This window comes from Desulfitispora alkaliphila (assembly GCF_050433185.1).
GTDB classification, from domain to species: domain Bacteria; phylum Bacillota; class Desulfitisporia; order Desulfitisporales; family Desulfitisporaceae; genus Desulfitispora; species Desulfitispora alkaliphila.
This window is the reverse complement of the sequence record NZ_JBNPXS010000022.1, coordinates 1-11644: the sequence shown is the minus strand read 5'-3', so window position 1 is coordinate 11644 and position 11644 is coordinate 1. Positions and strand designations below refer to the sequence as shown.

11 protein-coding genes and 1 pseudogene are annotated in these 11644 nt (G+C 37.7%); all 12 read right to left on the bottom strand.

The features are described 5' to 3' along the window. Positions 1 to 293: 293 nt before the first annotated feature. A pseudogene (locus tag GGQ84_RS09120) lies at positions 294 to 794 on the bottom strand (DNA translocase FtsK 4TM domain-containing protein); the annotation flags it as partial. Between the two features lie 61 nt (positions 795 to 855). Beyond that, on the bottom strand, positions 856 to 2484 hold the full coding sequence (locus GGQ84_RS09115; RefSeq protein WP_429161912.1) for a Na/Pi cotransporter family protein: 1629 nt from the start codon (positions 2482 to 2484) through the stop codon (positions 856 to 858). A 113-nt stretch (positions 2485 to 2597) separates the two neighbouring features. Then, complete coding sequence (locus GGQ84_RS09110; RefSeq protein WP_429161910.1) at positions 2598 to 2849, bottom strand: YlzJ-like family protein; 252 nt, start codon at positions 2847 to 2849, stop codon at positions 2598 to 2600. A gap of 1 nt (position 2850) precedes the next feature. After that, a complete protein-coding gene (locus GGQ84_RS09105) occupies positions 2851 to 3684 on the bottom strand; it encodes a ClpP family protease (protein WP_429161908.1) in 834 nt (277 codons plus the stop codon). 89 nt (positions 3685 to 3773) lie between these two features. Beyond that, complete coding sequence (locus GGQ84_RS09100; protein WP_429161906.1) at positions 3774 to 5444, bottom strand: ribonuclease J; 1671 nt, start codon at positions 5442 to 5444, stop codon at positions 3774 to 3776. 204 nt (positions 5445 to 5648) lie between these two features. Next, a complete protein-coding gene (dapA, locus tag GGQ84_RS09095; protein ID WP_429161904.1) occupies positions 5649 to 6527 on the bottom strand; it encodes a 4-hydroxy-tetrahydrodipicolinate synthase in 879 nt (292 codons plus the stop codon). A gap of 20 nt (positions 6528 to 6547) precedes the next feature. Next, positions 6548 to 7774 carry an aspartate kinase gene (gene dapG, locus GGQ84_RS09090; protein ID WP_429161902.1) on the bottom strand — a complete coding sequence of 409 codons (1227 nt, stop codon included), beginning with the start codon at positions 7772 to 7774 and terminating at the stop codon, positions 6548 to 6550. 24 nt (positions 7775 to 7798) lie between these two features. Further along, positions 7799 to 8806, bottom strand: coding sequence for an aspartate-semialdehyde dehydrogenase (locus GGQ84_RS09085; RefSeq protein WP_429161900.1), 1008 nt, complete (start codon positions 8804 to 8806; stop codon positions 7799 to 7801). A gap of 43 nt (positions 8807 to 8849) precedes the next feature. Next, a complete protein-coding gene (locus GGQ84_RS09080) occupies positions 8850 to 9440 on the bottom strand; it encodes a dipicolinate synthase subunit B (RefSeq protein ID WP_429161898.1) in 591 nt (196 codons plus the stop codon). Continuing rightward, positions 9424 to 10353 (bottom strand): dipicolinate synthase subunit DpsA, encoded by a 930-nt coding sequence (gene dpsA / locus GGQ84_RS09075; protein WP_429161896.1) that lies wholly within the window; start codon positions 10351 to 10353, stop codon positions 9424 to 9426. The genes GGQ84_RS09080 and dpsA overlap by 17 nt, the downstream gene beginning before the upstream one ends. A gap of 87 nt (positions 10354 to 10440) precedes the next feature. Then, positions 10441 to 11238, bottom strand: coding sequence for a 4-hydroxy-tetrahydrodipicolinate reductase (gene dapB, locus GGQ84_RS09070; protein ID WP_429161894.1), 798 nt, complete (start codon positions 11236 to 11238; stop codon positions 10441 to 10443). Positions 11239 to 11404: 166 nt separating this feature from the next. Further along, a partial coding sequence (locus GGQ84_RS09065; RefSeq protein WP_429161892.1) for an IS30 family transposase occupies positions 11405 to 11644 on the bottom strand: 240 nt, incomplete at its 5' end.

The window sequence follows — 11644 nt, the reverse complement described above, 5'->3', positions numbered from 1 at the left end:
ATACTTTCTTTATCTGCTACCACAGTTTCTTCTACAATAACTTCTTCTGGTTTCTGCTCTTGCTCCGTCTCGTCAACTGGCTTTTCAACTTTATCAAATCCTTCTCCTTTCACTTCAAAATCCAACTGCTCTAAGGTAGGAGAAATATTAGTATTTTCACATTCTACATTAGGAAGGGTCTTGTCTTTTTTATCTTTGTCCTCATCATCTACAGTTTCATAAATGAAATCTACAATTTTATTTTTGGCTTTTGAAGCAGTGTTCTTAATCTTATTTCGATATTTTTTTGCTATGCTAGCAATGCTGTAGTCAGTTAATACTATAATTGCAGCTACCGTAATTCCTGTCATTATTATATAACTACCATTAATGCCAAATAACTTCATTAGGATAATAGAAATTAAAGCGCCAATTATTCCGCCTCCGTGACCCTCTAGTCCTGCTGCTAAAGTTCTGCTTGCCTGAGGCTCTTGCATATGTAAAAACGCTAAAAATATAACAAATATGACTATTGTAGAAACAATTTTATAATTTACTGTTTTAAGCTTTATAAATGAAAGGTTGTGAATACCCCACATTATTATCAATACGGGAAACACATATCTTCCTTTACCAGCGATAGCATCTAGTACACGTACTATTAGGCTCCCCAAAATTCCTGCTCCTGCTTCTGTTCCTGCTAGGTCTCCTGAAGATGTATAAAGACTGACTAAAAAAAGTATCCCTAATGTAACGAGCCCAATACCTATTATATCCGCTTTAATATCTGTTTTTATTTCATTAAGTATTTTCACATATAACACCTACTTTATTAAAATATCTGAGATAGTCTATGCCATCTCAGATATTTTTTAATTATTCATCTGTGTCCTGGTCGTCTAATACAACTCTGGCAATATTCTGAGCATGATCTGCTATTCTCTCATAGGTACTGATAATATCTAAAAATATCACTCCAGATACAGGAAAGCATTTGCGATCATTAATTCTTCCAATGTGGCTTTTTCTGAGCCGCTTCTCCATGTAGTCTATTCTATCCTCTATTTCTAGTACGTCCATTGCTAACTTGGTATTCCCAGTCTCAAGGGCTACAATTGAATCGCCTACTATCTTATCAACGTACTCATACATTGTAGTTAATTCTTCTATGGCCATGTCTGAAAAAGGTAAATCTTCTTCTATTCGAGATTCCGCTAGCTCAGATATATTTTCGCTTAAATCTCCAATTCTTTCAATATCATTAATAACATGCATCAAACTAGAGACTAGTCTAGACTGATTCTGCGTAAGAGATTGTTGTGATGTATCAGCTAAATATACCGTGACTTCTTTCTCAAGTTCATTTAATACTTCCTCTTTTCTAGCTAGCCTTTGAATTAATTCTCTATCCTTTTGCAAGAAAGCGTTTGTTGCATCCTGTAGCATCTCCCGAGATATAACTCCCATTCTAATCATCTCTTTAATTGAACTACCAATGGCTACAGCTGGTGTTTTCTGCATGCGCTTGTCCAAATATTTGGGTCCTCTTTCCATGACAACATTTTCACCAGGTACTAATCGCACAATTAATGCCACAAAGTAACTGGTAAAGGGCAGTACAATAAGGGTATTTGCAACGTTAAATATAGTATGCCCATTAGCTATCTGTCTAGGTACTTCATTAGATGTCATGGCAACTAACTCTGTAAAAGGCTTCAACAATATTAAGAACACAACTACTCCAATAACATTAAATAGAACGTGAGCAACAGCAGCTCTTTTGGCAGCTATACCTGTCCCAATACAAGCTAGAACAGCTGTAACAGATGTCCCTACATTAGTACCTAGCAAAAGGGGCATAGCTGAAGCAAGTGGCAACAACCCTTGTATGGAAAGAGCTACAATAACGCCAGTTGAAGCACTACTACTTTGAACCATTACAGTAAAGGCGGCACCTGCTAAAACACCTAAAAAGGGATTAGATGAAAATGATGCAATCATCTCTATAAATGGTGGAAAATCTCTCAATGGACTTAAAGAATCTGACATGGTCATCATTCCTAAAAATAAAAGACCAAAACCAAGAATTGATTGCCCTGCGTATTTATGAACTTTTTTCTGCGAAAGTAGTTGCATTCCAAACCCCACAGCAATAGCAGGTAATGCTAATACTCCTAGATTAAACGATATCATTTGCGCTGTAACAGTTGTTCCTATATTTGCTCCCAATATAGTACCTACAGCTTGATTTAGGTTCATCAGCCCTGCATTTACAAAGCCAACAACCATTACGGTAGTTGTGCTACTGCTCTGTACCAGTACAGTAGTAACGGCACCAGTGACTACTGCGATATACTGATTTGATGTTAACACCTCTAGTATCTTGCGCAGCTTGTCTCCTGCAGCCTTCTGCATACCTTCGGACATCATCTGCATTCCAAACAAAAACAGACCTAGTCCGCCAAATAAACCCACAACTATTACCAATACTTGTTCGAATGACATGTGCTTTTTCCTTTCTATCTAAAATGTTCAAAAAATTTCATTCCAATTATAACACATAAAATAGCGTTACTCTAGTATTATTAAGCTATAAAATTAAGACACCAAAAGGTGTCTTAATTTTTATTATTATATGCTAATTCCGGTTGTAAATTTATAACCGCCCCCGGACTTATATCTGTGCGCAAATAATCGTTGGGATCTGTACTTATAATGCGGTTTACTTTACAGGAATTTTCGCCAGTCAGCTCTACCTCAAGCCGTACGTTACCGTATAGCACCTCTTTTTTATTGCTCTTATTATCCTTATTGCTATAGTACTCTTCTATACCCAGTAGCTCTACTGGAACAGGTGTATACAATACCATATTAGTGACCACCTCTTGGTTGAAGCTGCTGTAGTTCTTTAATCTTTGCCACGGCTTGAGATAACCCTCCAACCTCATTAATTAATCCAGACTTAACTGCATCTTCACCAACTAAAATAGTACCGATATCCCTAGCTAGCTCACCTTTTTCAAACATTAACTCCCTAAATGTATCCTCAGTAATATTAGAGTGTCTTGTTACAAAACTAACTACTCTATCTTGCATCTTATCCATATACTCATAGGTTTGAGGTACGCCTATTACAAGGCCAGTCATTCTAATCGGGTGGATAGTCATAGTTGCAGTCTCTGCTATAAAAGAGTGATCTGCAGATACGGCAATGGGAGCACCTATACTGTGTCCTCCCCCCAAGACTAGAGATACGGTAGGTTTAGACATACTTACAATCATTTCTGCAATTGCTAGTCCAGCTTCCACATCTCCACCTACAGTGTTTAGCAATAAGATAACCCCTTCAATTTCCGGGTTCTGTTCTAAAGCTACTAACTGAGGAATAATGTGTTCATATTTAGTAGTCTTATTTTGTGGTGGCATTACCATATGTCCCTCAATTTGCCCTACTATAGGTATACAGTGAATATTGCTTTGCATATCAGGTATTTCCACTTGACCTAATTCCTTAATATTCTCTGCCTTTTGAGAAGCGTTTCTAGGTTTAGCAGTGCGCGTAGTTCTAGGTTTTACTTCTGGTTGTGGTGCTACATTTGGAGCTGGGTTGGGATTGACATTTGGTTGTGGTGGTTGTGGAGTTTGCTGTGGTGGTTGCTGTGGATTTTGAAACATCGGTCCAAAAAAGTTGTTATTATTACTCATTATCTAAACACTCCTTCCATTTTTCTATATTTAGTATGTATTTAAATAATTATTTTAATACATAAAAAGAGCGCTAAAATAGCGCTCTCTTATACTTCCATAATTATTGGCATTATCATAGGTCTTCTCCTAGTTTTTTCATATAAATATTTACCTAACACGTCTTTTACATTCGTTTTAATAGCAGACCATTCTTTTATTTGCTGTTCTTGACATTGCACTAAGGCTTTTTTAGCTAAATTATGGGCTTCCTCCATCAGCTTCTCCGACTCTCTCACGTAGACAAAGCCTCTAGAAATTAAATCAGGACCAGAAACAACAGCTCCTGATTTTTTGTTTATTGTGATGACAGCAATTAAAATCCCATCCTGTGACAATTGCTTTCTATCCCGCAAAACTATATTTCCCACATCGCCAACGCCAAAACCATCTACTAATACTTTGCCTGCATGCACTCTCCCATTAAGCGCAGCTCCCTTTTCAGTGAAATCTACAACTTGGCCATTTTCAATTACAAAAATATTACCTTCTTCAATCCCTAAAGACTGGGCTAACCTCCCATGGCGCACTAGCTGTCTATATTCACCGTGAATCGGAATAAAGTATTTGGGTCTGACTAAATTTAACATGATTTTTAGTTCTTCTTGATTTGCATGTCCTGATACGTATGCTCCTGAGTTTTCATCGTATATTACTTTAGCTCCCTGTTTAAAGAAATTATCAATTGTACCACTAACCAGCTTTTCATTACCAGGCATTGGCCTTGCAGATATTACCACTGTATCACCTGGAATGATATTAAGTGTTTTGTGTTCTGCTAAAGCCATTTTAGTCAGTTCAGATAGAGGTTCCCCTTGGTTGCCTGCAGTTAAGAGAATTAATTTATCATGATCATATTTCTCTATCTTTTCTTGGGGAATTAGTACTCGTTTAGGCACCCTCAACCTTCCCATTTTTGAAGCTGTTTCAATGATTTGTGCCATATTATCACTTATTACAGCTACTTTTCTGCGCGCCTGATAAGCAGTTTCTATAATTTGCTGGATCCTGTGCAGGTTGGATGCATAACATGCAACAATTATGCGACCTTCAGCCTTGGTAAATATCCTCTCGTAATATGTTCTTACCGTACTCTCCGACTTGGCAAATCCCTCTCTCTCCACATTTGTGCTATCTGACATTAACAAGAGTACACCACTGTCCCCTACCTGGGCAAATTTTTTCAGGTCTATGCTCCTACCATCTACAGGAGTCTGGTCAATTTTAAAGTCTCCTGTATGAACAATCGTACCTATAGGTGTTTTTATTATCAATCCTGCAGAGTCAGAAATAGTATGGCTGACATTTACAAATTCAATGTCAAAGGGACCAATATTTACATTTTGGTTAAAGTTAACGTATTTTTGTTTTAACTTCACTTGAGCATTTTTGCTCTCTTTAAGCTTTGTTTTTAGCAATCCCAGTGTTAGCTTTGTACCATAAATAGGTACATTGAGCTCATCAATAATATACGGAATAGCACCAATGTGATCTTCATGCCCGTGCGTTAGAACTATACCTCGGATGTACTTCTTGTTTTCAAGCAGATAATTGCAGTCAGGGATGACCACGTCAATTCCAAGCATTTCATCTTCAGGAAACATCAGTCCGCAATCTATCACTAAAATGTTATTTCCCCATTTAATTGCCATCATATTCTTTCCAAGTTCACCTAACCCTCCAAGGGGTATTATTGAAAGTTTTGATTCATTACTAGCCATTTAAGCACCTCCTGTTATCCATTACAAAGAGCATGTAGGTATATGGCTAGGAGAAGAAGGGGAAAGTTTAGTGCATTATATTACATTATACTGTAAAGTTAGGAACTAGACAAGTATACTATAAATACATTATTCCCATTGTTTTATTTCTAAATTCTCTAAACATAAAAAAAGTGCGGGCAATTGACCCGCACAATACATGCATTATTGTTTAAGCGTGGCAACAATTCTCTGAATTTGAGATACTTCATCTGCAGTAGGGGGAACTAAAGGAGCTCTTGTTCCTCCCACTTCAATTCCCTGTAAATTCAATGCAGTCTTAACTGGTACAGGACTTGAAGTAATGAACATTCCCTTAAACACATCAAAAAGCTTAAGTTGCCATTCTAATGCTTCAGCTACATTACCAGCTTGAAATGCTGAAACCATCTTTTGAATCTCATTTCCAGCGATATGAGCAGCTACACTGACAACACCACAAGCCCCAAGGCTCATTAAAGGCAATGTTAAAGAATCGTCCCCGCTATAAATTGTAAAATCACTTCCTACCAACTTCCGAATGGCAGTTGCCTGGTCCATGTCACCGCTTGATTCTTTAACAGATACGATATTGTCAATTTTCGCTAAATCACTTACTGTTTCTGGCAACATATTACAACTAGTTCTACCAGGTACATTATAAAGCATCACTGGCGTTTCTTTTACACTTTTTGCCAGTGTGCTAAAGTGATGGTATAATCCCCTCTGAGAAGGCTTATTGTAGTAGGGCGCTACCAACATAATTGCGTCTACACCAACTTTTGCTGCCTCTTGAGTCAATTCTATTGATGCTGCTGTATTATTTGATCCTGTTCCTGCTAATACCTTTACTCTGTCCCCAACCTCACTCTTTACTGTCTTAAATAACTCTAATTTTTCCTCATTAGTAAGTGTAGGAGCTTCTCCGGTAGTACCCGCAATCACTATCCCCTCTGACCCATTATCAGCTAGATGTCTTGCCAAAACCTTTACCTGATGGTAATCTACATTCAGGTTTTCGTCAAAAGGTGTTACCATTGCTGTTAAAACTTTACCAAAATTCACACTATCACCTCTTTTTTTTTTTATGCGTTTAATTTAAACTGCTTATGCAATGCTCTAACTGCTTTCTCCATATCTTTGTTGTTTACAAGACACCATATAGTAGTATGGGAATCAGCTGACTGAAGTATGTTTACCCCTTCTTTAGTTAATGCTTCAACAATACTAGCCATAACTCCTGGTGTACCTGCCATACCGGCGCCTATAGCTGCCACTTTAGCACACCCTTTTCTAACCTCTGGAGTTAAATCCATATTTTCTAGTACATCTACAGCTTTTTCTGTGTCACCTTGTTTTACTGTAAACATTATATAATAAGGAGTAACATTAATAAAGTCAAGGCTGATATCTGCTAAGGCCATAGCCTTAAATATTTTAAGTTCTATGCCTTTCCCCTCTTTTATATAACTGGTGTCAACCTTAAGTTGCGTGATATTCGGAATACTCGTAATCCCAGTAATAAGCCTATAGTCATTAATTTCTAGTGAATTTTCTTGTAGCCTCCCCTTACTGGTAACTACGGTTCCTTCTTCATCAGAAAATGTGCACTTGACCTTTAAGGGTAAATTATGTTTCATAGCTATCTCAACCGCCCTGGGATGTATTACCTTAGCACCTTCATGGGCTAACTGACAAATTTCAGTATAGGTAACTGCTTCTAAGGTTTTTGCATCTTCTACAATTCTAGGGTCAGCAGTTTTTATTCCATTCACATCTGTATATATCTCTACCATTTGAGCATCTAAAGCTACCCCTAAAGCCGCTGCAGTAGTATCACTGCCACCTCGCCCCAAGGTTGTAATCTCACCATCTTTTGTCATTCCTTGAAAGCCCGCAACTACTACTGTTTTTCCTTTTTGGAGAAATTCAGTTAGTTTGTCAGTACATATTTCTATTATCTTGGCATCGCTAAAGTCATTACTGGTTATAAGACCTGCCTGCCCCCCCGTTAACAAAACGGGATCTAAGCCCTTTTTGTTTAGCATAGCTGTTATTACAGATCCTGATATTAGTTCACCACAGGATAATAAGATATCATTATCCCTTTTTGAAAGGTTTCCATTGTTGCTATCAATTAGACTTAACAATGTATCCGTTGCATATGGATCTCCTTTTCTTCCAATTGCAGAGACCACAACAACCGGACTATAGCCAGATCGCTTGGCTCTTGAGATTTTTTCCACCACTTGTTCTCGTTTGCTTTCAGTGGCTAAAGACGTCCCCCCAAATTTCTGAACTATAATTTCCAATTAAAGCACCTCTTTGGTTGAAAGTTACACAAGGGACTCTTTCACTAACAGTTCCGCGATTTGGATGGTGTTTGTAGCTGCACCTTTTCTCAGATTATCAGCTACCACCCACATATTTAGGCCGTTATCTATACTATGGTCATCCCTAATTCGTCCAACAAAGACCTCATCTCTTCCTTGAACGTTTATGGGCATTGGGTAGATATTCTTCATAGGGTCATCTTCTAATATTATTCCTGGAGCTTTCGCTAAAATTTCTTTTGCTTCTTTAGCGCTTAGTTTTTTCTCAGTTTCAATATTTATTGACTCTGAGTGGCCATTTGCTACAGGTACCCTTACAGTGGTTGCAGTAACCTTTATTTCTTCACTGCCCATAATTTTTTTTGTTTCATTAACCATCTTCATCTCTTCTTTAGAGTAATCATTTTCTAAAAATACATCAATGTGTGGAAGCATGTTATATGCTATCTGATGAGGATAACACTTTTTCACTATCTCTTGATCTGCTAGAATATCTTTACTCTGTGTTTTTAACTCCTCAATAGCGTCTACGCCTGATCCGGAGACAGCTTGATACGTAGAAACAACAACTCGTTTGATTTTTGCTTTCTGATGAATTGGGTTTAATGCTACAACCATCTGAATTGTAGAACAGTTTGGATTGGCAATTATCCCCTTGTGCTCCCGCACTGCTTCTGGATTGACCTCTGGTACCACTAATGGTACCTCTGGGTCCATTCTAAAGCTGCTGCCATTATCAACTACTACGGCTCCACGTTTTACTGCCTCTTTAGCATACTCCTTGCTTGCTCCCCCTCCAGCAAATAGCGCTATGTCTACCCCTGCGAATTCCTGTGGAGTGGTCTTTCTAATTATATGCGTTTCTCCCAAAAATTGAACTTCTTTTCCAGCAGAGCGCTCTGTAGCCAAGAGTTTTAATTGGTTTATGGGGAAATTACGCTCCGCTAACACATTTAATAACTCCTGTCCGACAGCACCAGTTCCTACAATAGCTACATTATATTTTTTCATTAAATATTAGACCTCCAATTTTTCTATATTATTATATGTATAATCAGTTCGAATATTGAATTAGTACAGGCTGATGTTGAACTCCTTTTAAAGCGGAAATAATTGTTGGTATAATTAAGTCCACATTGGCCACAAGGCTATTTTCTTTTGTTTTACAATTATCCTGACCAAAAGGTACCATGTATATCCGCTTCATATTAATCAACAAACCTATATTTTTTGCATTTATACCTAATCCGTCATTTGTAGAGATGGCCAAAACTACAGGCCTCAAGTTTCTAAGTTGGGCTTTTATTGCCATCAATGCAGCTGTATCAGTGATCCCATTTGCCAGTTTAGCCAATGTGTTACCAGTACATGGGGCCACAACGATTACATCAAAAAGTTCCTTAGGACCTATGGGCTCTGCTTCTGTAATTGATTTAATTGGCTCATTGCCTGTTATTTCAATAACTTGCTGCAACCATTCCTGTGAAGAACCAAATCTAGTATCGGTGTTAATTACTGTTTCCGATAGAATGGGAATTACATTTGCTCCTTGCTCTTTAATGTTTTTTATTTGTTGTAAAACTTGATTAATAGTGCAATGGGAACCAGTTAAAACAACCCCAATTTGCTTACCTTTCAAATCCATCGCAAGCACCTCCTGCTCCCTTTGTTTTTAAGTGCTGCTTAATGATTTTTGGAATAACTCTGGCTAAAATCTCTCCAGCTGTTTTAGGCGCTACTTTTCCAGGTAAACCTGGTGCCAGCATAGCATTTATTCCAATTTCTTCAGCAGCCTGAAAATCAGTTCCTCCGGGCTGAGTAGCAAGATCAACGATCAAACTATCATGAGGCATGGAAGTGAGCAATTCGCGATTTATTACTTTGGCAGGGACAGTATTAATTATAAAATTAGCATCTGTCAAATTATCAGGTAATGTTTCATAGGTGCAAACCTGGTAACCCAATTCGAAGCCTCGAGCTTTATCGGCTTCTTTTCGTACAACTACCATTACTTTAGATCCTAAAGCAGCTAAAGTCCTTGCAACTGTAAAACCTACTCTCCCTAATCCAAGTACAATAGACTTACTGTTGTGGATAGTAATAGGAGATTGCTCCATTAAGATTTTAATTGTACCTTCAGCAGTAGGAATAGCATTTAGTATTGCTACTTCATCCTGTTCAGCAATTTCTATTAGTTTTAACTGATGTTTAATAGCCCACTGCTTTAGAAAATCCTTTGCCACTCCCATAATAATAGGAGTACCCTTTTGCAGCTGCTTCAGATGCTTCTCAGTTAAAACTAACTTCTCTTCTGAGTAAATAGCCCTAATGTTTCCCAGCTGATCTGTTCCAGGCATAGGTAATATGACCACATCTGTTTCCTCTAAGGCATCATCAATACTGTTTATTATCTCTGCTCCTGCTAATTGATGTAAACTACTGGGAAAACCTACAGCTTTAACCTTAGCACCTAATTTAATGAGCTGGGGAATCAAAACTAATTCCCTATTGTCACCACCCAAAACGCTAATATTAATCCCATTAAGCTTCAATTCCATCCTCCATGACCTCCTGTAGTACTCTCTAGTTACTAGCAATATATGACCTAACTACATAGAGGTGCTTGGATTATATTAAATATTTTTTTAGATTAAATTTTCTAAACCTATTACAACTCCCTTTAAACTTTTTACCTTTCTAATACCCAGTGCAATACCAGGCCTAAAGGAATCCCTACTAATAGAATCGTGTCTAATTGTGAGGGTTTGTCCTTGCCCACCAAAAATAACTTCTTGATGAGCCACTAATCCTGGCAGTCTCACACTATGTACACGCATTCCTTGATGTTCGCCACCTCTACAGCCAGGTATTTTTTCATACTCGTTAATGTTTCCCTGTCTCAAGGCTTCCCGCTCTTCTGAGATCATCTCTATAGTTTTTAGGGCTGTACCCGAGGGCGCATCTAGTTTTTCATCATGATGCTGCTCGATTACCTCCACATGAGGCATGTATTTAGCAGCTTCTTTGGCGAACCTCATCATCAAAACTGCTCCAATTGTAAAGTTTGGAGCTATAAAAACACTTGTATTATTGGTCTTACTTTCTTGTTGTATCTCCTCTAACTCACTATCTGTTAACCCTGTAGTCCCCACAACAGGTGAAACCTTATGCTCTAAGGCAGTCTTAATATTTTTCAGTACTGCTTGAGGGTTTGTAAAGTCAACCATAACATCTGGCTTTTCTTCTTTCAGTACAGTTGCTAAATCTTCATTTACCTGAACACCAATTGGTTTTACTCCAACTAAATATCCTACATCCATACCAGCATGTTTTACATCTATAGCCCCTACAAGCTCTAAATCATCGGCATCAATTACAGTATTCAATGCTTCAAGACCCATTTTTCCTGTAGCACCTGTCACAACAACTTTTATTTTATCCATATTTTATGCACTCCTTTAAACTAAATTGCGGCTATTCAGTATTATATTCATCATTATTTACATGAATCCTCCATAAAATTAAAAAAAGCATTATGCATGCTTTTTTTTAATCCTAAATTGCAATAGCAAATTGAACTAATTTTCCAACTGTAATATTATGGATGGTTTATTCATATAGCAAAGTACGTATTTCTTCTTCAAAAGCTTCATCTGGCGTGAGATAATTTAGTATCTTTCGCGGAAGTGTATTGCACCAATTTTGAACTTTTGAAATAGCATCCACAGAGTATTGAGACAAAGCACTTCCCTTGGGGATAAAGCGCCTAATAAGCCCATTATGACGTTCATTAGTACCACGCTCACAAGAGGTATAAGGGTGTGCAAAGTATATTTTGCTACCTGTTAA

What these genes read in the sequence shown, in the direction of transcription:
- GGQ84_RS09105 (WP_429161908.1), bottom strand. Translation starts at nt 3,684, where the DNA reads ATGAGTAATAATAACAACTTTTTTGGACCGATGTTTCAAAATCCACAG.
- GGQ84_RS09100 (WP_429161906.1), bottom strand. Translation starts at nt 5,444, where the DNA reads ATGGCTAGTAATGAATCAAAACTTTCAATAATACCCCTTGGAGGGTTA.
- GGQ84_RS09115 (WP_429161912.1), bottom strand. Translation starts at nt 2,484, where the DNA reads ATGTCATTCGAACAAGTATTGGTAATAGTTGTGGGTTTATTTGGCGGA.
- GGQ84_RS09110 (WP_429161910.1), bottom strand. Translation starts at nt 2,849, where the DNA reads ATGGTATTGTATACACCTGTTCCAGTAGAGCTACTGGGTATAGAAGAG.
- dpsA (WP_429161896.1), bottom strand. Translation starts at nt 10,353, where the DNA reads ATGGAATTGAAGCTTAATGGGATTAATATTAGCGTTTTGGGTGGTGAC.
- dapB (WP_429161894.1), bottom strand. Translation starts at nt 11,238, where the DNA reads ATGGATAAAATAAAAGTTGTTGTGACAGGTGCTACAGGAAAAATGGGT.
- GGQ84_RS09085 (WP_429161900.1), bottom strand. Translation starts at nt 8,806, where the DNA reads ATGAAAAAATATAATGTAGCTATTGTAGGAACTGGTGCTGTCGGACAG.
- GGQ84_RS09080 (WP_429161898.1), bottom strand. Translation starts at nt 9,440, where the DNA reads ATGGATTTGAAAGGTAAGCAAATTGGGGTTGTTTTAACTGGTTCCCAT.